Source organism: Clostridium sp. Cult3 (assembly GCF_021655115.1).
In the GTDB taxonomy this organism is placed as follows: Bacteria; Bacillota; Clostridia; order Tissierellales; family Tepidimicrobiaceae; genus PPXY01.
This window is the reverse complement of sequence record NZ_PPXY01000019.1, coordinates 49,675-72,742: the sequence shown is the minus strand read 5'-3', so window position 1 is coordinate 72,742 and position 23,068 is coordinate 49,675. Positions and strand designations below refer to the sequence as shown.

General features: G+C 34.0%; 21 protein-coding genes. 19 read left to right on the top strand and 2 right to left on the bottom strand.

The genetic code is table 11. The features are described from left to right. Positions 1 to 45 precede the first annotated feature (45 nt). On the bottom strand, positions 46 to 447 hold the full coding sequence (locus C3E88_RS04470) for a C-GCAxxG-C-C family (seleno)protein (protein WP_236908962.1): 402 nt from the start codon (positions 445 to 447) through the stop codon (positions 46 to 48). A gap of 178 nt (positions 448 to 625) precedes the next feature. Here C3E88_RS04470 and C3E88_RS04465 point away from each other — a divergent pair, with 178 nt between their 5' ends. After that, positions 626 to 2,215: a DEAD/DEAH box helicase gene (locus tag C3E88_RS04465; protein WP_236908961.1), complete on the top strand. Its 1,590-nt coding sequence runs from the start codon at positions 626 to 628 to the stop codon at positions 2,213 to 2,215. A gap of 63 nt (positions 2,216 to 2,278) precedes the next feature. On the opposite strand, the gene C3E88_RS04460 is transcribed toward C3E88_RS04465, so the two are convergent. After that, the gene (locus C3E88_RS04460; protein WP_236908960.1) at positions 2,279 to 2,674 is read right to left on the bottom strand and encodes a DUF3899 domain-containing protein; all 396 of its coding nucleotides are present in this window, start codon (positions 2,672 to 2,674) and stop codon (positions 2,279 to 2,281) included. A 657-nt stretch (positions 2,675 to 3,331) separates the two neighbouring features. Between C3E88_RS04460 and C3E88_RS04455 the strand changes: the two genes are divergently transcribed. The 18 genes from C3E88_RS04455 to megL all read left to right on the top strand — a co-directional run bounded on the left by C3E88_RS04455 (position 3,332) and on the right by megL (position 23,014). Continuing rightward, positions 3,332 to 5,092 (top strand): peptide ABC transporter substrate-binding protein, encoded by a 1,761-nt coding sequence (locus tag C3E88_RS04455; protein WP_236908959.1) that lies wholly within the window; start codon positions 3,332 to 3,334, stop codon positions 5,090 to 5,092. A 100-nt stretch (positions 5,093 to 5,192) separates the two neighbouring features. After that, positions 5,193 to 6,140, top strand: coding sequence for an ABC transporter permease (locus C3E88_RS04450; RefSeq protein ID WP_236908958.1), 948 nt, complete (start codon positions 5,193 to 5,195; stop codon positions 6,138 to 6,140). Continuing rightward, positions 6,140 to 7,273, top strand: a complete 1,134-nt coding sequence (locus tag C3E88_RS04445) for an ABC transporter permease (RefSeq protein ID WP_236908957.1) — start codon at positions 6,140 to 6,142, stop codon at positions 7,271 to 7,273. Before C3E88_RS04450 ends, C3E88_RS04445 begins: the two co-directional genes overlap by 1 nt. 15 nt (positions 7,274 to 7,288) lie before the next feature. Beyond that, the gene (locus C3E88_RS04440) at positions 7,289 to 8,347 is read left to right on the top strand and encodes an ABC transporter ATP-binding protein (RefSeq protein ID WP_236908956.1); all 1,059 of its coding nucleotides are present in this window, start codon (positions 7,289 to 7,291) and stop codon (positions 8,345 to 8,347) included. Beyond that, positions 8,340 to 9,278, top strand: a complete 939-nt coding sequence (locus C3E88_RS04435) for an ABC transporter ATP-binding protein (protein WP_236908955.1) — start codon at positions 8,340 to 8,342, stop codon at positions 9,276 to 9,278. The genes C3E88_RS04440 and C3E88_RS04435 overlap by 8 nt, the downstream gene beginning before the upstream one ends. A gap of 202 nt (positions 9,279 to 9,480) precedes the next feature. Next, a complete protein-coding gene (locus C3E88_RS04430; protein WP_236908954.1) occupies positions 9,481 to 9,672 on the top strand; it encodes a hypothetical protein in 192 nt (63 codons plus the stop codon). A gap of 89 nt (positions 9,673 to 9,761) precedes the next feature. Next, the gene (locus C3E88_RS04425; protein ID WP_236908953.1) at positions 9,762 to 10,589 is read left to right on the top strand and encodes a purine-nucleoside phosphorylase; all 828 of its coding nucleotides are present in this window, start codon (positions 9,762 to 9,764) and stop codon (positions 10,587 to 10,589) included. A gap of 81 nt (positions 10,590 to 10,670) precedes the next feature. Further along, positions 10,671 to 11,744, top strand: coding sequence for a BMP family lipoprotein (locus C3E88_RS04420; protein ID WP_236908952.1), 1,074 nt, complete (start codon positions 10,671 to 10,673; stop codon positions 11,742 to 11,744). A 44-nt stretch (positions 11,745 to 11,788) separates the two neighbouring features. Then, a complete protein-coding gene (locus C3E88_RS04415; RefSeq protein WP_236908951.1) occupies positions 11,789 to 13,336 on the top strand; it encodes an ABC transporter ATP-binding protein in 1,548 nt (515 codons plus the stop codon). Then, complete coding sequence (locus C3E88_RS04410; RefSeq protein WP_236908950.1) at positions 13,320 to 14,411, top strand: ABC transporter permease; 1,092 nt, start codon at positions 13,320 to 13,322, stop codon at positions 14,409 to 14,411. The genes C3E88_RS04415 and C3E88_RS04410 overlap by 17 nt, the downstream gene beginning before the upstream one ends. After that, positions 14,401 to 15,333, top strand: a complete 933-nt coding sequence (locus C3E88_RS04405; protein ID WP_236908949.1) for an ABC transporter permease — start codon at positions 14,401 to 14,403, stop codon at positions 15,331 to 15,333. The genes C3E88_RS04410 and C3E88_RS04405 overlap by 11 nt, the downstream gene beginning before the upstream one ends. A 17-nt stretch (positions 15,334 to 15,350) precedes the next feature. Continuing rightward, positions 15,351 to 16,166: an alpha/beta hydrolase gene (locus tag C3E88_RS04400; RefSeq protein ID WP_236908948.1), complete on the top strand. Its 816-nt coding sequence runs from the start codon at positions 15,351 to 15,353 to the stop codon at positions 16,164 to 16,166. A 33-nt stretch (positions 16,167 to 16,199) separates the two neighbouring features. After that, positions 16,200 to 17,489: an amidohydrolase gene (locus C3E88_RS04395; protein ID WP_236908947.1), complete on the top strand. Its 1,290-nt coding sequence runs from the start codon at positions 16,200 to 16,202 to the stop codon at positions 17,487 to 17,489. A gap of 100 nt (positions 17,490 to 17,589) precedes the next feature. Continuing rightward, positions 17,590 to 18,231, top strand: coding sequence for an L-fuculose-phosphate aldolase (locus tag C3E88_RS04390; RefSeq protein WP_236908946.1), 642 nt, complete (start codon positions 17,590 to 17,592; stop codon positions 18,229 to 18,231). 112 nt (positions 18,232 to 18,343) lie between these two features. Next, on the top strand, positions 18,344 to 19,396 hold the full coding sequence (locus C3E88_RS04385; protein ID WP_236908945.1) for an S-methyl-5-thioribose-1-phosphate isomerase: 1,053 nt from the start codon (positions 18,344 to 18,346) through the stop codon (positions 19,394 to 19,396). 90 nt (positions 19,397 to 19,486) lie between these two features. Continuing rightward, the gene (locus C3E88_RS04380) at positions 19,487 to 20,650 is read left to right on the top strand and encodes an iron-containing alcohol dehydrogenase (protein WP_236908944.1); all 1,164 of its coding nucleotides are present in this window, start codon (positions 19,487 to 19,489) and stop codon (positions 20,648 to 20,650) included. A gap of 200 nt (positions 20,651 to 20,850) precedes the next feature. Beyond that, a complete protein-coding gene (locus C3E88_RS04375; protein WP_236908943.1) occupies positions 20,851 to 21,789 on the top strand; it encodes a sugar-binding transcriptional regulator in 939 nt (312 codons plus the stop codon). Between the two features lie 25 nt (positions 21,790 to 21,814). Continuing rightward, positions 21,815 to 23,014, top strand: coding sequence for a methionine gamma-lyase (megL, locus tag C3E88_RS04370; RefSeq protein ID WP_236908942.1), 1,200 nt, complete (start codon positions 21,815 to 21,817; stop codon positions 23,012 to 23,014). Positions 23,015 to 23,068: the final 54 nt, after the last annotated feature.

Below are 23,068 nucleotides of genomic sequence, written 5' to 3'. Positions count from 1 at the left end.
TTTTATATTCAAAAAAGGTCAAGCGAATCAGCTTGACCTTTTGAGTTACATATTTTCTTCTACTATTGTATCTAATATTTTAGCTGCCCTTAGAATAACATATTTACAACCAATATCCTCTTTTTTGTACTTGGCTTTTAATTCATCACATCGAATGCTTCCCATTTCATCTTCATATCTTTTAAATAATTGCTTAGTTAAATTTTTTATTTCTTTATCCTCATGAGCTATATTTTCCACGTATTTACTGCTGATGGCCATAACCGCTCCAGTTAATGCGCCACATATGGATTCTATCCCCATTCCTCCACCAAAAGCTGCCGACAGTTTTAATGCATCTTTATCTAGACCTAGATTATAGGCTTTGTTTGCACCGTACAAAATTTTTTCAGCACAATTATAATTTTCTTTTTCTCCAAAGTCTTTTTCAATCAACTCGTATAGCATATGCATTCCTCCTATTAGTGATGATTTTATTTTTAATATTATATCATAAAACGCCAAATGGACTAAATTCATTTTATTGCTTAAATTCAAAAGAAATTAAAATATTTTCCTTGCAAATAAGGCATATTATATATATACTTGATAGGCTGGATAAAATGAGGAAGGATGTATTAAATAGATGAAAAAATTAAGATTTGAAGAAATGAATCTCTCAGAAGAGATTCAAAGAGCCATTTCCGATATGGGATTTGAAGAGATGTCACCTATCCAATCTCAAGCTATACCTAGTATGCTTAATGGATTGGATATAATAGGTCAGGCACAAACAGGAACTGGGAAGACTGCCGCTTTTGGGATACCAATTATTGAAAAATGCAAAGATGAGGATAGGAGACTACAAGCTATAGTCTTGTGCCCAACTAGGGAACTTTCTATCCAAGTAGCCGAGGAAATAAAAAGATTATCCAAGTATAAAAAGGATATATTTGTACTTCCAGTCTACGGAGGTCAACCAATTAATCGGCAGATAAAAGCATTAAAAAAAGGTGTTCAGATCGTAGTTGGTACTCCAGGTAGGGTAATGGATCATATTAGGAGGAAAACCCTTAAACTTGAAAATATAGGCACAATAGTATTAGATGAAGCAGATGAGATGTTTGATATGGGATTTAGGGATGATATAGAATGGATAATGAATCGTATGCCAGAAGAACGACAAACCGTATTTTTTTCTGCTACTATGCCAAATGAAATAGTAAAATTTGCGAAGAGATATCAGAAATCCCCTGAGATCATTAAAGTGGTTCATAAGGAATTGACAGTGCCTAAGGTAGAGCAATATTATTTCGAACTAAAGGAACATATGAAGACAGAAATACTATGTAGACTAATAGATATATATAATCCCAAGCTTTCTATAGTATTTTGTAATACTAAAAAAAGGGTAGATGAACTAACTATTGAATTGCAGGGTAGAGGTTACTTTGCTGATGGACTCCATGGTGATTTAAAGCAACCTCAAAGGGATAAAGTAATGAACAAGTTCAGGTCTGGAAACATTGACATATTGGTAGCTACTGATGTAGCAGCTAGAGGTATAGATGTAGATGACATAGATATAGTGTTTAACTATGATATTCCCCAGGATGAAGAATACTATGTTCATAGAATTGGTAGGACTGCTAGAGCAGGGCGAGAAGGCATGGCCTTTAGTCTTGTAGTTGGTAGAGACATATACAGAATAAAGGACATTCAAAGATATACAAAAACTAAAATAACCAGAAAAGATCTACCTACTCTAAAGGATATAGAAGAAAAACAGACAGATATACTATTAGATAGAATAAAAGAGGAAATAGACAAAGGAGAACTAGGTAAATATGAAAGTATGGTCCATACTTTATTGGAAGATGATTACGATTCCTTTGATATAGCAGCAGCTTTATTGAAGTTTTATTTGATAAATAGCAAATTGGATAGTCATAAGGAATTAGAAGCAGTGGACTATGGAGACATAGGTATTAAGTCTATGGGAAGGATATATATCAATATAGGTAGGAGAAAAGGCGTAAGTCCACGACATATTTTAGGAGCAATATTAAATGAAACCAGCCTGTCAAGGAAAATGGTAGGAAATATTGATATGTATGACAAATTTACATTTGTAGAAGTTCCAGAAGAATATTTAGGTCAAGTGGTTAGAAGTTTAAACAATAAAAGGATAAAGGGTTTTAAGGTAAAAGTAGAACCGGCTAATCCTAAAAATTAATAATAATTATTATTTTGGAGGTAGCAGCTGCTACCTCCAAAATTATTTACTATTATCCCTAATTTAAACAAAATAGGCTAATATATAGGATAGGATTAAAAGAGGAATACCAAATATAAAAAATTCCCTATTGGACCATTGATCTTTGTAGTGTTCTTCACAGAACTCGTGGAATTCCATTATATCTTCACTATGGGTATAATCATAGTCCATATGTTTATTAACAGTTGATTTGTTAGCATTTGTCCTAGCAGATTTTAATTGTCTTTTCCTATATCTATGATAGCTGATAAGTTTGAAAAAGCCTACATTGCGTACATAAAACAACAGGGCTATTAGCAAGTATATCAATCCTATTATAAATATTCCATTAGATAGATTTAAAAGCAATGGTGCGTTTCTATTTAAAATTGTATAGATAACAATAAAAATTATTGTTACAAATCCTAGTCTTTTCATTTCCAATTCCTTTCTAAAGTTATTTATCTTTTATACTATGATACCATTAATGGCAGTAAAAAACTATAATATATATTATTTTGATAAAGTTTCTAAATTAATCCTACAAAAAGCGACAATAGGGGTTAACCGAGAGTGTTGTCAAAAATTATCAAATATAAATATTATACATAGTTAAGAATAATAATGCATAATGAACATACAGCTTATTATTTAATATTAGTATATAGGCATAATATATTAGATTAAGGGAAAAACCGTTAAGGTAACAAAGTGTAATTTTATTTAAAAGTAAAAAAACATTAAAGATTGTGAATATTTTAAAGTTTGACTTATAATCAGGAAATGTGATAGCATAAAATAAATATATCTAATAACCATTTAAAATAATTAAAGATAGTATATATTTGCTCTAATTTGAGTTTTTAAAAAATTTGAACTACTGAACCACATCCTAATAATAAATTCATATTTATGCAAAACTAGTGAGATTGAGCAAGGATAAAAATTTAAAATATATGTCGAAAACATGGAAGTCTGAAACATAAAAATGGTTATTAGATAAGCTCATCGTTTTTAGGCTAACATTAGACATCTTAGTGTTAAGATGCCAGATGAGTTAGCAAAATATAAAATATATCAATAGGAGGAGATTTAATGAAAACATCAAAAAAACTATTACTACTATTATTAGTCGTAGTAATGGCTATGTCAGTATTAGCAACAGGATGCGGCAAAGGTAAAGATGTTAGCGATGAAAACAAAGGATCAGAAGTAGCAGAAGAACCTCAAGAATCAACTGGACCAAAAGTTCTGAGACTTGCAGGAATGCCTGCCAAAACTTTCAATCCTCACACATCAGATTCTGCTGAGGATGCTGATTTAATAAGCTATATTTATGGGGCACTATTAGATTTAATCTATAACCCAGAAACTGAAAAGGTGGAATTCATTCCATACCATGCAGAAGCATTACCAGAAACTGAGGATAGTAAGGTATGGACTTTTACATTAAAAGACGATTTGAAATGGACAGACGGTACACCTATTACAGCTGAAGACTATGAATATTCCTATAAGATGTTATTAGATAAAAACTTAGCTAATCGTAATGCTTTTGTACTATGGGACAATATTCCAGTAGTAAATGCTGAAGAATATTTCAAAGGCGAAGTAGAATGGGAAGAAGTAGGAGTAAAAGCATTAGATGAAAAGACATTGGAAATTACATTAGATACTGCAATGCCTGAAATAGATGTTTATAGTACTTTTGCAGGTGGTGGAGCTACATCACCAGTACACGAAGAACTATATGAAGCTGGTATGAATGAAGATAGAACAGAAACTACCTATGCAACTACTTTAGAAACTGTTCCATCCTGTGGTACCTATAAACTTACAGAATGGGTTAGGGACCAACACAGGGTATTTGAAAAGAACGAAGATGCAATATTAGGTGATATCTACAAACCAGATAGAATTGAAAGTAGAGTTATAACAGAATCTGCAACAAGACTACAGTTATTTGAAAATGGTGAATTAGATACAGCAGTAGTAAGTGGTAATGAATACGATAAGTACTCTGAAGACCCAAGGGTAGTATTCCAAGAAAGAAATACCGTATGGGGATTCTTTATAAACAGTACATCTGAAGATAATCCAATACTTCAGAATAACGACTTAAGAAAAGCTCTATTCTATGGTATTGATAGAGATAAAATATCCAAAGGCGTATTCAAGGTATATGAATCAACACCATATTATATATCTTCCGTTCCTATGGTAGATTATGAAAATGGATTGAAATACTGTGACACAGAAGAAGCTAAAGCTGTAAGACCAGAAGGTTCTGGATTTGATCCAGATTTAGCAAAAGAGTACTTTGAAAAAGCTTATGAAGCTAATGGAAATAAGAAGATAGAAATAGAAATAATATACTTTGAAGCTCAAGAAACTATGAAGAGAATGACTGAAGTTGCTGAAGAAGAATATGAAAACTTATTTGGAGCAGATAAATTAGATATAAAATTAAGAGCTATGCCACCACAAGCTGCCTATGATGCATACAGAGATGGAGACTTCGATATGGGTATAGGAGCATATACACAAGGTGCATTTAATCCATGGAGCAGTATGTTTGTATGGTGTACAGATTTCCCAAATAAGAGTCATAGATTTGCTAATGAAGAGTTCGACGAACTATATAAGAGAACTACCCAAGGGGATTTATTGTTAGATCCTGAAGGAAGAATAAAAGCATTAGCAGATATGGAAAGTATGTTAATTGACTATGTACCACAAGTGCCTATTTTCCAAAATAACAATGCACAAGTATTTGCAGACAGAATTAAATTAGTAACTACTGAATATATGCCAGCAGTTGGATTTGCAATATTACAAGCAGATATAGTAGACTAATCTATTATAATAAGCATACAAAAATCACAATCAAGTGCTAATATTAGCACTTGATTGTGCCCTATGTATAAGTTTAACTTTATTTGAGAGGAGTAGGCCTATGCTTAGATATATAGTACAAAGATTGATTGCAATGGCTATAACCCTATTTTTAATAATAAGTATATCTTTCTTTATCATACATTCTATGCCTGGAAGCATTGTAGATGACCCAATGTTACCAGAGGATGTGAAATTAGCCATTGAAAATAAATATCATTTAAACGATCCTTTACCAGTACAATATGGATACTTTTTAAAGGATTTTTTATCCTTTGAATTTGGAACGTCCATAAAGGTTCAACCTAGGGTACCGGTATTCGATATTATAAAAACAAAATTACCAATAACTTTACAAGTGAATATTTTCTCACTTATACTAACAGTTCCTGTTGGAATAATACTTGGAATTATAGCTGCATTAAAAAAGAATACGGCAGCAGATCATATAATATCCATTATGGTTATTCTGTTTATTTCTGTACCTTCTTTTGTATTTGCAGCGCTATTACAGTATTTTGTTGCCTTCAAGTGGGGATGGGCTCCAATACTGTTATCTACTGAACCGACTTTGACTTGGACTAAGTTTAGATCTATGATTTTACCTATACTATCCCTATCTTTTGGGGGAATCGCTACAATAACTAGGTATATGCGTTCAGAATTATGTGAGGCATTGAACTCCGAATATATGCTTTTAGCCAAGACAAAAGGATTATCTCAAGTTCAAGCTACTGTAAGACATGCTATCCGGAACTCTTTTATACCATTGGCAAATATTATCATACCTATGTTTTTCAGCATAATGGGGGGAGCTATGGTTATTGAAAACATATTCGGTATTCCTGGCTTAGGACAGTTATCCGTTAGTTCCATAAACGCATTAGATCATCCTCTTACTATAGCTACTTTGTTCTTTTATTCCGTAATTGGTTTAGTTAGTATTTTAGTAGTAGACCTTTCTTACGGCATTATTGACCCTCGAATTCGTATAGGAGGTAGAAAATAATGGAAGATGTTAAGAATATTAAAATAGACAAAGAAGATTTTGAATTTGTCCAATTAGATGAAGATATAAAGGATGAAAAGTTCAAAGGAGAGGCCATTGGCTTTTTTAAAGATGCTATGCTCCGCTTTAAGAAGAATAAGGCTTCTATAGTAGCAGGTTGGATAATATTGATAATTATATTTATGGCCATAGTAGGGCCAAGTATGAATAAATACACTTATAGACAGCAACATATCGATTGGGCATTGTTGCCACCAAGAGTCCGAGGTTTAGAAAAACTAGGAATATTCGATGGAACTAAAGTAATGGATGTAAAAAAGGATAATCTAGAAGATAAATATGCAGGTTGTGTAGTTAAGATATTAGATGAATACGATATAGAATATATGGGAAGCAAGACCCCTATGGTAAAAGCTAAGATAAACGTATACAAGTTAAAAGGCGCAGAAGATGTGTACTTTTGGCTTGGCACTGATTCCATAGGTAGGGATTTATGGACTAGGCTTTGGAGAGGTTCAAGGATTTCTTTATTTATAGGAATTATGGCTGTATTGATCAATATGTTAATAGGAGTAGTATATGGATCTATCTCAGGTTATTATGGTGGCTGGGTAGATATGATAATGCAAAGGATTATAGAGGTAATAGGAGGGATCCCAAGTCTTGTTCTTATTATATTATTTGTAATGTATATGGGAGCTGGAATAGTACCCTTTATATTAGCCATGATACTTACAGGGTGGATTGGTATGAGTCGTATGATAAGAGCCCAGTTCTACAAGTATAAGGGACAAGAATATGTACTAGCTTCAAGAACTATGGGAGCTAAGGATAGGACTTTAATATTCAGACATATCCTACCAAATGCTATAGGACCGATTATTACCCAGGCTACTTTGGCAGTCCCAGGAGCTATATTTACCGAGTCCTTTCTTTCCTATTTAGGTTTAGGAATTGGCGCACCAGAACCATCAATTGGAGTATTATTGGCAGAAGGGCAAAAGGTGTTATTGGATCATCCTCATTTAACTTTGTTTCCAGCTATAGTTATATCGTTGTTGATGTTATCATTTAACTTGTTTGGAAATGGATTAAGGGATGCCTTTGACCCAACATTAAGAGGACAAGAATAGAAGGAGGTTGTTGTTATGAAGAATAGAGAAAAAGTACTACAAGTTAAAGATCTATATATAACTTTCAACACCTTTTCTGGTAAGGTCCATGCGGTTAGAGGTGTTAACTTTGATCTTCATAAAGGAGAAACACTAGCTATAGTAGGAGAATCGGGTTCAGGAAAATCTGTTACTAATAAGACAATAATGGGGATACTTTCTAAGAATGCAAACATTGAAGATGGACAGATACTATATAATGGTAAGGATTTAACTAAATTTAATGATAAGCAGTTCACTAAGATAAGGGGTTCGGAAATATCTATGATATTTCAAGATCCAATGTCATCACTAGACCCTGTAATGAAGATTGGAAAACAAATTACGGAGGCTATGCTAGTAAAAGAAAATATCAGTAAAGCAGAAGCTAAAAAGAAGGCCATAAATCTGATGGATGCTGTAGGTATTCCTGAGCCAGAGAAAAGGTTTAATCAATACCCATTCCAGTTTTCTGGTGGAATGAGACAAAGAATAGTTATAGCCATAGCCCTTGCTTGTGATCCAGATATATTGATATGCGATGAGCCAACTACAGCCTTAGATGTGACTATTCAAGCTCAAATATTGGATTTAATAAAGAAAATACAAGAAGAACGTAATATTTCTGTAATATTTATTACTCACGATTTAGGAGTAGTGGCTAATGTAGCTGATAGAGTTGCGGTAATGTATGCAGGAAAGATTGTTGAGACAGGAACGGTAGATGAAATATTTTACAATCCTCAACATCCCTACACCTGGAGTTTATTGGCATCTATGCCAGATTTAGACACAGATGCATCGGACGAATTGTTGGTAATACCTGGTACACCACCAAATATGCTTTATCCACCAAAAGGGGATGCTTTTGCACCTAGAAATAGATATGCGATGAAGATAGATTTCAAAAAAGAGCCACCAATGTTTAAAGTGAGTGATACTCACTATGCAGCCACATGGCTTCTTCACCCAGATGCACCTAAGGTGGAAAAACCTGAAGCCTTGACAAGGCGTATTGAGAAACAAAAGGAAAGGCAGGTGGCAGATAATGAGTAAACAACCAGTATTGGAAGTTAAAAATTTGAAACAGTACTTCACTAGTGGATATGGCAAAAACAAAGTTGTGGTAAAAGCTGTGGATGATATCAGTTTTAATATATACAAAGGTGAAACTTTTGGATTGGTAGGTGAATCTGGTTGTGGTAAGACTACTACAGGTCGAACCATAATAAGACTATATGAACCTACTGACGGAGAAGTATATTTTAATGGAAAATTGATTTCAGGGAAATTGTCAAAAGAGGAAAAAAGAGAGGTAACAAGAGGCATTCAGATGATATTTCAAGATCCTATTGCATCTTTAAATCCAAGGATGACGGTAAAGGAGATTATAGGAGAGGGTTTGAAGATAAATAAACTATGCGATAGTGAAGAGCATATGATGGAGCTTATATACAATATATTAGAAACAGTTGGCCTTACACGTGAACATGCTACTCGTTATCCCCATGAGTTCTCAGGAGGGCAAAGACAGCGTATTGGCATTGCAAGGGCTTTGATTACCAACCCAGACTTGGTAATTGCAGACGAACCTATTTCGGCACTAGACGTATCCATACAAGCTCAAGTATTAAACTTGTTAAATAAATTGAAGGAGCAATTAGGTTTAACTGTACTATTTATAGCTCATGATCTATCTGTTGTAAAATATTTTTCTGATAGAATTGGAGTAATGTATAGAGGGAAGATTCTAGAATTAGCTGATGCGGATGAATTATATAAATATCCTATTCATCCATATACTAAATCCTTGCTATCTGCTATACCTCTTCCTGATCCAAATTATGAAAGATATAGAAAGCGAATATACTATGATCCAAGTATCCACAACTATGATGTAGAAGAACCTAAATTGGTTGAGATTAGGCCAGGACATTTTATATACGCATCGGAATCGGAGATAAGTGAATATAAAAAGAATCTATAGAATAAAAAGAAAATTGTTTTAGATAATTTGTTAAAGACCTTTATTGGTATTCCATATCAATAGAGGTTATTTTTTTATTTAATCTAAAAAACGTTGTCATTAAATTAACTTTGTGTTATGATATTAAGTAACACGATACAATCTTTCAATGAGTGAGCAAATGTAACACGAAGATTAAAATGGCAAATTATAAAAAGTAATTTTGAATATATCTTATTTCTATAAACAAGGATTAACCAAGTCTAGAATGGGAAAAAAGATGCCTAGGCAAAGAGTCAATAGAATCCTAAAAAGTATTAAAGGAGAGGATTTAGTCCAGATAATGATGATGGAGGGATGCAATGAGGTAATGAATCATAAAAAGAAAATTTTAAGAAAAGGAGGTAATAGATGAGGACATCGGATTTTACAGTATTTTTAGCATAGGGTATTGCCTATATTCTCTTTAATGAATTTATTTTTTAGAAAAGGGGTGGTAAAAAAGTGCAATATAATTATGAATATGAATATTTTAAGAAAAGTGCAGATTATATATTAAGCAAAATCGATTTTAAACCTGAAATTGCTTTAATATTAGGCTCATGTCTTGGTACATTAGCTGACGAGATCCAAGAGCCTATAGTAATTGACTATAAAGATATTCCTAATTTTTTAACTACAACGGTAGAATCCCATGCTGGTAAACTTATTTTAGGAGAATTAAGTGGCAAGAAAGTTGTATGTATGTCTGGCAGGTTTCATTATTATGAAGGATATGATTTTGAACAACTAGTTACACCTATAAGAGTATTTCATTTATTGGGAGTTGAGACCGTTATCCTCACCAATGCTGCTGGTGCAGTCAATACCTCCTATAATCCAGGAGAGATCATGATAATGAAAGACCATATAAAGTTGATGGGTGCAAGTCCGGTGAGAGGTAAAAATATTGAAGAATTTGGTCCAAGATTTTTTGATATGACAAATGTTTATACCGAGGAATATAGAGAATTGGCAAAAATGGTTTCTAAAAAGCTAGGCATGAAAATTAATGAAGGTGTTTATTTTTATACAGCTGGTCCTCAGTTTGAAAGTCCATCAGAGATTAAAGCCATCCGGGCTTTAGGAGGAGATGCGGTAGGAATGTCTACGGTAACAGAGGTTATAACTGCTGCCCATTGTGGTATGAAAGTATTGGGCCTTTCTCTTATAACCAATATGGGGGCAGGAATATTAGATGAAGCTGTTACTACAGACGAGGTGGATGTAACCGCCGAAAAGGCAGCACAAAATTTCAAATCTTTACTAAGAGATATAATAAGGGAAATGTAGTTTCATTCGTTATTTAGGTAAAATTGTAAGATTATATTTACTGTTAAATTACCAAATAAAATATTTAGGGGGAATTATAAGATGAAAAAACTATTGAGCCTTTTGCTTGTAGTTGTACTTAGTTTATCATTAGTAGCATGTGGTCAAAATACTGAAAATGAAGCAGTAGAAGGTGGAGACGCTGAAACATCTAAAGAAGAACCATTAAAAATTGGCTATGTAGTTGCTGGTCAACTTGGGGATAAGTCAACAAATGATAATTTCATGGAAGGATTACAACGCTATGCAGATGAGACAGGTGCTGTAGTGACTCCAGTTGAATGTGCTGAACTAGCAGATCATGAGGCTAATGCTAGAAACTTTGCTGAACAAGGTTATGATCTAGTTGTTGTTGGTCTTTATTCTGTAAGTGATGCTATTGCAGAACTTGCTCCTCAATATCCTGACACGATGTTTTGGGTTAACGGTGGCATGATAGATGGCATTGAAAATCTTCACTGCTGTAATCTTCAATCTGCAGATGTCAATTTCTTAGTTGGAGCTTTTTCAGTTTATATGTCAGAAGAACTAGGTTATGGAAATAAGGTTGGTTGGGTAGGTGGACAACGTAACCCATTCTTGGAGCAGGGACAATATGGATTTACTGCTGGTGCTGAATATGCTGGTGGGGAATCAGTTATAGCATATGTAGGTAACTTTACTGACTCAGCTAAAGGTAAAGAAATAGCTATGCAAATGTATGATAATGGTGTTCATATGATTCAAGGATGGGCAGGAGGAGCTGGCCATGGAGTACATCAAGCTGCTGATGCTTTAGGAGGAGATTATTTCTCATCTGGAGGAGGTAATTTACAAGGACAGTTTGATTTAGCAAAACAAATGCTAACTTGTGCTGGAGTAGGTGAAGGAGAGGCTGTCTACGGTGCTTGTAAGGACATGGAAAAAGGTGAACTTAAAGGTGGATTATATGCATATGGTGTCAAAGAGGGAGTAAATGACATTGTATATAATCCAGGTGAGTTAGGTGAAATAATTCCTCAAGAAATTAAAGAAAAGATGGATGATATACGTGAGAAAATAGTAAGTGGAGAAATAGTACCTCCCCAAACAGAAGAAATGTATAAGGAATTTGTTAAAGATGTAATTGATAAATAATTACAATCTGAAATGAAAAGTATTGCTATGGAGGAGATGGAAAGATGGGTTGTGGCAACTCTGTTGAAATGAAAAACATAAGCATGCAGTTTCCTGGGGTACTAGCAAATGACAATGTAGATTTTAGTGTAAAAAAAGGAGAAATTCACGCTTTGGTTGGTGAAAATGGTGCTGGGAAAACAACATTGATGAATATATTATATGGCCTGTATGTACCTACGGCAGGAGATATTTACATTGATGGTAAGCATGTTAAGTTCTTTTCTCCAATAGATGCAATGGCTAAGGGTATCGGCATGGTACATCAGCATTTCATGCTGATACCTAGGCACACCGTTGCAGATAATATAGTTTTGGGTAAAGAACCGATGGAAGGATTAATCTATCAGAGAGAAGAAGCTGAGCAAAAAGTACTTGAAATATGTGAAAAGTATAATTTTTATGTTGATCCAAAGGCAAAGGTTTCAGATATTTCTTTTGGTATGCAGCAACGTGTAGAAATTATTAAGTCCCTTTACCGGGGGGCTGAAATACTTATTTTAGATGAGCCTACTGCAATGCTTACTCCGCAAGAAATTGATGAATTAGGTGGAGTTTTGCAGGATTTGAAGAAGCATGGTAAGACTATGATAATTATTACCCATAAATTAAAAGAAGTAATGGAATTTAGCGATAAAGTTACCGTTTTAAGAGCTGGTAAATTAATTGGTACAGTTGAAACAAAGAATACAAGTCCTGAAGAAATTACGTATATGATGGTTGGACGTAATATATCAGAGATAAAGAAAATTCCAACTAAAGAAAATAAAGAAACCTTGTTGAAGGTTGAAAATATTAAATATGCTGATCGCCATAAGGAACATTTAAAAAATGTTTCATTTGAAGTAAAAAAAGGAGAAATATTAGGAATAGCTGGGATTGATGGTAGTGGACAAAACGAACTTATGTCTGTTATTAGTGGTTCCATTATTCCCAATGAGGGAAAGGTAATTTTAGATGGAGAAGATATAACACAGGATGAAATTATTGGTCGAAGAAAAAAAGGCATTACATCTATTCCTTATGATAGACAAAAACTTGGCTTAGTACTTGATGCGTCTATTGAAGAAAACCTACTTTTGGGCTCTCCAAAACCTGAGCAATTTCTAAAGAATAATAAATGGTTACAACCAAATAAGATAAAAGCCATTGCTGAAGAAGGTATAAAGAAATATAAAATACGAGCAAATGGACCAAAAACAGTTGTTAAAACCTTATCTGGAGGAAATCAACAAAAGGTTATTATTGCTCGTGAAGTACATAAGGATGCTAAACTGATTTTGGCAAATCAGCCAACTCGTGGTGTAGATATCGGTGCTATTGAGATTATTCATAAGTCTTTAGTGGACCTTAGAAACAGTGGACATGGTATTTTACTTGTGTCTTTAGAACTTGATGAGGTTATGGAACTTAGTGATCGTATTGCAGTAATGTATGATGGACAAATTATGGACATTGTTGATGCTGATAAGATAACCCGTGAAGAGATTGGATTCTTAATGGTTGGACATAGAAAAGCACAGGAGGAGAAGATAAATGGAAAAACAAAATAAATCTAGGATTATAAATATACAATATGATGTAATTTTAATTCCATTATTTATTATATTGTTAGCACTGCTGTTTGCTTCACTACTTATCTTAGCAGTTGGAAAAAATCCAGCTATAGCATTTAATGCATTAGTAAAAGGTGCCTTCGGTAATTTAAGTGCTTGGGTATATACAATTAATAAATCTATTCCAATCTGTATTTGTTCATTTGCAGTTGCATTTTCATACTTTGGTGGCGTTTTTAATATTGGTGTGGAAGGACAGTTGCAAATTGGGGCACTTGGTGCTGTATGTGCAGGTTATTTTTTTAACAACTTACCCCCTGCTATACATATACCATTAACCTTATTATGTGGAGCCTTGGCAGGTATGTTATGGTCACTTATACCAGCATTTTTACACATAAAACGTAATTTAAATATTATAGTTTTATGTTTATTTATGAATTATATTGCAGAATTTTTATTACAGTATTTTGTATATGGACCTTTAAAGTCTTCAGAGTCTTTAATTCCAGCTACTTATTCAATTTTAGATTCTGCTAAGATACCAAATATAATTGATGGGGCAAATAAATTGTCATATTCGTTTTTAATTGTCTTGGTTATTGCTGTAATTTTAAAAATTTATTTTAACAAAACATATAGTGGATATGAACTTAGAATGACTGGTAAAAATCCAGAGGCTGCAAAGTTTTTTGGAATTAATACTAGAAAATATTTGTATCTTTCAATATTAATTGCTGGTGTTCTTGGTGGTATAGCAGGAGCAGTAGAGATACAAGGACGTTATTATCGTATTATTGATGGTTTCTCACCGGGGTCTGGTTTTGATGGTATAACCATAGCTCTACTTTCTAATGGAAATCCTGTCGGGATGATTATTGGAAGTCTTTTATTTGGTGCAATTCGGGCGGGAGCTACTAATATGCAAGTTATGGCAGGAGTACCATCCCAGATTATTCAGGCAGTACAAGGGTTTTTAATGTTGGCTATTGCCGTAGAGAGATTATTTCCGCAGTTAATCAAAGTAATTAAAAACAGAAATGCAAAAAGGGGTGTTACAAATGTTAAATAGTAGTTTTATTATGGCATTGGCGGTTTCTACGATTCGTATGGCTACTCCCATTACTATAGGAGCCCTTGGTACATTATTTGCGGAGCAATCAGGAACTATGAACCTCGGAGCAGAGGGAATGATGACAATGGGGGCGTTTTTTGCTGTATTGGGTACTTATTTGACAGGAAATGCATGGATAGGAGTTCTCTGTGGTATGATCGCTGGTGGATTAATAGCTCTTTTGCATGGATTTATCTGTATAGAGATAGGAGGAATGCAAAACCTAAGCGGTCTTGGACTAAATATGTTTTGTTTGGGACTTACAGCATTTCTACTGCGAGTTATCTTTAACACGGGGATTTCACCCTCTGTTGAATCCCTTTGGAGTACACCATTTTTAGAAAAAGTCCCTTTTATAGGTAAGTTTATGGCAGCAATGTCACCTTTAGTATATATATCTTTTTTACTGATTGCGATTGTTTGGTTCATTTTGAATAAGACTCCTTTTGGACTTCGTATCTGGGCTGCTGGAGATGATCCAAAAACCTTGGAGACTGCAGGAATTAATGTATGGAAGATTAGATATTTATGTATTGTTATTTGCGGTGTTCTAGTAGGTTTAGGGGGTGCTTATCTGTCTCTTGGACAAATGGATAAATATGTTGATGGTATGATCGTTGGAAAAGGGATGCTTGCTTTTGTTGCAGTAAAAATGGGGAAATATAAGCCTTGGTCAATATTATTAATGTCCCTTGTATTTGGATTTTTTGATGCACTTCAGATGCAACTTCAGCTTAATCCTGCTATTACGATTGCTCCAGAGCTGATTCAGATGATCCCATATGTGGGAGCGATTACTATTATGGCATTGCAGAAAAACGAAAACATATTTCCACGTGCATTTGGTGAACCATATGTTAAGAACAAATATAAGTTTTAATCGAAGGAGGTATCTAGATGCCTATTTTTCATTGTAGTTATTTTTCGACTACTTTACAAACTGAAACTAAATTAGTGATTACATTACCTGGCCCATTTCTTTTTTCAGAGGATGATGTTAGTCTTGAGAACCAGTTTAATCCTAAAAGGACATATCCGGTAGTATATCTATTACATGGGGCAACAGATAATGAAGAGGGCTGGCTTAGATATACCAGTGTTGAACGTTATGCACGTGAACATGGTGTGGCGTTGGTATTGCCCTATGTGGAAAATAGTTTTTATGTGGATATGCATTGTGGACCTCGATACTGGCGATTTATTAGTCATGAGCTTCCTTTGTTTATTCGTGCCACATTTCCTGCCATTACCACTAAGCGAGAGGAAACTTATGTTGCTGGACTTTCTATGGGAGGGTATGGTGCCTTGTTGCTTGCACTTAGACAACCGGAACGTTTTTGTGCTGCAGCTTCTCTCTCTGGTGCCCTAGATCCTTATCAGTTGTTTAAAGAGGGTATAATACCAAATTTGGATTACAAAACAATTTATGGTGATCTAGAAAACATTCCTGATAGTGACATGGATCTTTTGGCGCTTTTACAAAAAAATATTAATGAGGGTCGTCCTCTTCCCCGATTGTTCCAGGCATGTGGGACGGAGGATTTTTTGTACTCTATGAATCGTAATTTTTTGGAATCGGCAACAAAGATGGGAGTTCCCATAACCTATGAAGAGTCTCCTGGCATGCATAGTTGGGATTTCTGGGATAGGATGATAGTACGTGTGTTGGACTGGTTTGATATCCCCCAGTTAGATTGGAATGAGACATTGTAAATTGATATAAATATTAAGTAAAGGATGATGGCAATGTTATTTAAAGATATAACTTTTGTAGATGAAAATTATGATATTCAAGAAAATATAAATATCATAACTGAAGGTAATCTAATAACTTATATTGGAAAGGATATTCCAGACAATTATAGTGGAGAGAGTTTTGATGGTAAGAATAAAGTAGCTTTACCAGGGTTTTTCAATACTCATTGTCATATTCCAATGGTGTTAATACGTGGATTTGGTGAAGGATTACCTCTTCAGAAGTGGCTTTTCGAGAAGATGTTTCCATTTGAGGCAAGACTTACTCCTGAGGACTGTTATTGGGCAACACTTTTAGGGGCTATGGAGCTTATAAAAAGTGGGGTAGTTTCATTTACAGACATGTATTTCAACATAGAAGATATTATACGAGGAGTAATGAAAAGTGGATTAAAAGGCAATATTTCTCATGGAACTTCTTCTGACGATGAATCTATTGGATTTAAAGAATTGAAGGCTTTTAGGGATACTGACCGTCTAATAAATTTAGTTAAGAAGGAAACTGACGACCGCATTAAAATAGACGTAGGACTTCATGCTGAATATACTTCTACAGAGAGATTAGTACGAGAGGTTGCTGATTATGCTAAATCTAATAATTTGATTATCCATACCCATGTATCTGAAACGAAAAAAGAACATGAAGATTGTAAAAAACGTCATGGGAATACTCCTATAGCTTATTTTGAAAAGTGTGGATTATTAGACCAACCTTTAGTAGCTGCTCATTGTGTTTGGATTGAAGGAGAAGACTTCGATATATTACATGATAAAGGTGTTACGGTTTCACATTGTATTTCTAGTAATTTAAAGCTGGGAAGCGGATTTGCACCTATAAAAAAGATGCTGGAGAAGGATATTAAAGTCAGCATTGGTACAGATGGAGCAGCTTCTAATAATAATCTTAATATGTTAGAAGAAATGCATCTAGCATCCATGGCAAATAAAGGAATTACCCATGATGCTGAATTTATGACTACAAAACAAATTATGAGATTATCTACCGTTAATGGAGCCTTAGCTCAAGGTAGACATGATTGTGGATCTATAAAGGTAGGCAACAGAGCAGATATTATTGTGTTTGATATGGATAAACCACATCTTCAACCGATACATGATGTGTTATCGAATATAATATTTTCAGCTCAATCAGATGATATTTGCCTTTCTATGATAGATGGGAAAATAGTATGCAGGGATGGACAATTTACGTTAATTGACAGTGAAAGAGTAATATATGAAACGAATAGAATAAAAGAAAGAATTCTATCGGAAATCTAGTTGTTAGGATTATTCCAAATAATATGGCAGGAGAAGGAACATATGTTTAGAAATTAGGATCGGGAAGTTTTACTAAACTTAAAGGTAGGGTGAAATTAAAATGCTGATGTTAGAGGAAAGAAAGTTAGTAGTTGAGTATGGGAAAAAACTTATTACTAACAATTTAACTACAGGTTCAGGAGGAAATATTAGTATTTTCAATAGAGAAAAAGGTCTTGTTGCAGTTAGCCCTAGTGGATTAGATTATTTTGAAACAAAGGTTGAGGATATAGTTATTGTAGACTTGGATGGAAACACAATCGAAGGAAATCTCAAACCTTCAAGTGAAACAGGTATGCATCTAATATTTTATAAAAACAGGGAGGATGCTAATGCAATTGTACATACCCATTCAAAATTTGCAACTGCAATTGCTTGTATGGGGTGGGATCTAAAACCAGTGCATTATCTCATAGGTTTTGCAGGATATGATGTAAAATGTGCAAAATATGCAACTTACGGTTCTCAGGAATTAGCCGAAAATGCTTTAGATGCTATAGGTAATAGGAATGCAGTATTATTAGGAAATCATGGACTTATAGCCTTAGGTACGAATATTCAAAGGGCATTTTCAACAGCAGAACATTTGGAGTTTGTATCTGAAATATATTATTTAACAAAGACATTAGGGGAGCCTAAATTATTATCCCAAGATCAGATGGATGAAGTTATGAAAAAATTTAATACCTATAGATATAAATAATAGATAAAATCATCGACTAAAGAGAGGGGCAAGATGTTAGCGATCATTACTGAAATTCTAAAAATTAAAGGAAATAAAACAAGATAAAGAAGAAAAGAAAGGTAGGAGATATATGGAACGCGCAGATAAGGATTTAGCATTTATGCTTAGATATGAAAATGTAGCTTGGTATGAAGATGGAAAGGTGAAAATTTTAGATAGAAGAATTTATCCAACTGAAACAATATTTGTTACATGTACTACCCATGAAGAGGTAGCAAGGGCAATTAAAGATATGGTAACTCAAAGTGCAGGACCATATACAGCTGCAGGAATGGGTATGGCATTGGCAGCCTATGAATGTAGGGATTTAACAGAAGAAAAACAAAAAGAATATTTAAAGGATGCAGCATATAGATTATCACATGCAAGACCTACAACGGCAAATAGAATGGGTCAAGTAGTTAATAGATGTTTAGATGTGGCTTATGATGCAATGGAAAATAGTAAAAAGGTTGATGAAGCTATTTTCGAACATACTGTTACTTCTATGAATAAACGTTATTCACGAATAGGAATTGTTGCAGAATACCTTGTTGATATGTTCCCGGACAATGGTAATATAATGACCCAATGTTTTGGTGAAACCATAGTTGGTATGATGTTGAAGGAAGCTAAAAAAAGAAATAAAAACATTAAACTATTTTGCCCTGAAACTAGACCTTATTTGCAAGGAGCTAGACTTACAGCTAGTGTAGCCTATGATCAAGGATTTGATACTACTGTGATTACTGATAATATGCCAGCATTTACCATGCAGACAAAGGGGATAGATTTATTTACATCTGCAGCAGATTCAATATGTATGGATGGTCATATAGTAAATAAAATAGGAACTTTGCAAATAGCAATTGCAGCTAAATATTCCGGAGTACCATACTTTGTAACTGGAATTCCAGATGGAGATTACAAGACGATTTCACAAGTAAAAATTGAGGAAAGGGATCCTCAACAAGTTCTTGAATTTAGAGGTATAAAGACTACAATGGAAGGCGTTAAAGGGTATTATCCATCCTTTGATATTACTCCTCCCCATTTAGTAAGTGGTGTTGTTACAGATAAAGGAATTTTGACACCATATGATTTGGATAGATATTTTGAGACGGAAGTAGAGGATTATTACTAGGAAAAAGATTAGCATCATTGGAAAAGATCATTTTCCCATATCTTACAAATGATAGACATAACTCTAATTGGAATGAGGAGGAGGATAAATTTGAATAGCTTTTATTACTATAATCCTACCAAATTAGTATTTGGCAAAGATTCTGTATCAAGGATTACAGAATCTTTATCTGAACATGTGAAGAAGTTACTTCTTCATTATGGAGGGGGTAGTATAAAGAGATCAGGATTATATGATCAAATTATGAAAATTTTGAAAGAAAAGGATATTGAAGTTGTTGAATTTTCTGGTGTAACTCCAAATCCTAAACTAAGTTTAGTTAGAGAAGGAATAAAGCTATGTAAGGAAGAAAAGGTCGACTTTATATTAGCTGTAGGTGGAGGAAGTGTAATAGATTCATCTAAGGCTATAGCAGCTGGAGTATATGCAGAAGGTGATGTATGGGACTTATATGTTCAGGGAAAAGCGCTGACTAAAGCTTTACCTATAGGTGTTGTTTTGACTATATCAGCATCTGGAAGTGAAAGTAGTAATGCAACTATCATTACTAATGAAGAAACTAAACAAAAATTAGGTCTTGAAGATGATTTATTAAGACCTAAATTTGCAATATTAAATCCAGAGCTTACCTTAACACTATCAGAAAGACAAACTTTTGCAGGAGCTGTGGATATATTGTCCCATGTAATGGAAAGATACTTTACAAACACTGAAAATGTGGAGCTTACTGACAACTTATGTGAAGGAACTATGAGGGCTGTAATTTCAAATGCATATAAATTATTGGAAAATCCTAATGACTACAATGCTAGGGCGGAGATAATGTTGTGTGGAACCATGGCCCATTCAGGAATACTAGGATTGGGTAGAGATGAGGATTGGGCGAGTCATAGAATTGGACATGAAATAACTGCCCTTTATGGGACAACCCATGGTGTTACTTTAGCAATGATTCTTCCTGCATGGATGAAATATGTGTATAAAAAGAATATAGATAGATTTGTACAATTTGCAAAAAATGTATTTAATATTGATGCTGAATCAAAAACAGACGAAGAAGTAGCTTTAACAGGAATAGAAAGATTTGAAGAATTTTTAAAGGATATCAATATTCCTGTAAAACTAAAAGATGAGGGTATTCCCTATGATCAATTTGAGTTAATGGCTGAAAAATGTACAAAAAACGGTACAGTAGGTAGATTTGTAAAGCTTGATAAGAGTGCTGTATTGGGCATACTTGAATTGGCGAAATAATACTGAGTCCTTGTTAAGGGATAATTTGGCATATGTAAAAAGTTTATCTTGGTATAGCCCTTTTTCCCCAGAAAGTAGTTATTTGAACATTGCGAGAATTCTTGAAGGAATTTTGTCTTTTAAATTACTTTATGCTATAATAAATTAACCAAATTATGACATATAAACATTGAGTGAGCAAATATAACGGGGGGACTAAAATGTCAATATATAAAAATAAAGAAATGGTAAAGGTATCGTATTACTATTATAAAAAAGGATTGACTCAAGGTGAAATTGCAAAAAAAATGAATATGTCCAGACAAAGAGTCAATAGAATATTGAAAAGGGCATTAGAAGATAATATAGTACAGATAAAAATTAACGATATGGATAAATACAATGTTGAACTGGAAAACAAATTAGAGGATAAGTTTAGTTTAAGACAATCTGTAGTTATTACTCCTATAGATGATAATACAATTTATGGAGCATTGGGGATAGCTGGAGCTGAATATTTAGAAGGCATACTTACAAAGGACGATATGATAGGTGTAACTTGGGGTAGGACATTGTCTGAGGTGGCAAAGAGACTTTCCTATAATGAAAAATTAAATGTGTCAGCAGTACAATTAATTGGTGGTTTAAATATAGCTTATACTGATTTACAGGCTGATGAAATAACAAGGACCATTGGGAAAAAATTAGGAGGTGACTCCCATATTTTATATGCTCCAGCCATTGTAGAAAGTAAAAAAATAAAAGATGCCTTTATGTCTGATAGCAATTTAAAAGAGACTTTTGAAAATATGGGAAAGTGTAATATCATAATAGCTGGAATTGGAGAGCTAAAGGAAGATACACAATTACACCGGGAAGAACATTTAAATGAAGAATACAAAAAACATCTATTCTCTCAAGGATGTGTTGGCGATATTGGATTTAGGTGGTTTGACAAAGATGGAAATCCCATAAGACATAATTATTATGATAGGACAATAGGATATGATATTTTAGAGAACAAAAATGATGCCTTAGTTGTAGGAATAGCAGGTGGAGAGAAAAAATATGATGCTATTCTAGGTGCATTAAGAGGAAATTATTTAGATGTATTAATTACTGATAGCGATATGGCTAAAAGATTGATTTATCATTGTTAACTAATAAAGATTAGGGGGACTTTATATGAACAGAGAAGATTTAAAAAGTTTAGGTTTTAGTACAAAGGCAATACATGGTGGTTATGAAAAAAACAAATATGGTGCTTTAGCTACACCAATATATCAAACATCTACCTTTATATTTGATTCTGCAGAGCAAGGAGGTAGAAGATTTGCTGAGGAAGAAGAAGGATATATATATACACGTGGTGGGAATCCAACTAATACTCAAGTAGAAGAAAAACTTGCTATATTAGAAAATGGAGAGGTAGCAGTTTCTTTTGCTTCAGGGATAGGGGCTATTACAGGGGTGCTTTGGGCAGCGGTAAGGGCAGGAGATCATATTGTTGCTGCAAAAACACTTTATGGCTGTACCTTTGATTTTTTAAGCCATGGCTTAACTCGCTATGGAGTAGAGGTTACCTTTGTAGATACATCAGATCCTGAAAATGTAAGGAAAGCCATGAAAGAAAATACGAAGGTAGTCTATTTGGAAACTCCAGCTAATCCTAATATGCTAATTTCCGATATAGAAGCTATATCTAAAATAGCCCATGAAAAAGAAGGTTGTATGGTGATAGTAGACAATACTTACTGTAGTCCAAATCTACAAAGACCATTAGAATTAGGTGCAGATGTGGTTGTTCATTCTGCAACAAAATATTTAAACGGTCATGGAGATGTAATTGCAGGTTTTGCAGTAGGATCACAGGAATATATGAATGAAGTAAAATCAATAGGAAGACATTATATGACTGGCTCTGTATTAAGTCCATTTGATGCATTTTTAATCAACCGTGGTATGAAAACATTGGATTTACGTATGGAAAGACATTGCGAAAATGCACAAAAAGTTGCTGAGTTTTTAGAATACCATCCAGCAGTAGAAGTTGTTATGTATCCTGGATTGAAGAGCTTTCCCCAATATGAATTAGCTAAAAAACAGATGAGATTACCTGGGGCTATGATTGCTTTTGAAGTAAAAGGCGGAATAGAAGCAGGGAAAAAGCTGATGAATACAGTGGAATTATGTACATTGGCAGTAAGCTTAGGAGATGCTGAAACGTTAATTCAACATCCAGCTTCCATGACTCATTCACCATATACACCGGAAGAAAGACAAGCTAGTGGTATTTCAGAAGGGTTAATAAGATTATCAGTAGGGCTAGAAAATGCGGAAGATATAATTACCGATCTTAAGCAAGCTCTTGATAAACTGATATAAAATCATAATTTTATATATTAATACTCCCCATTAAATTAAAACAGGTCAAAGAGC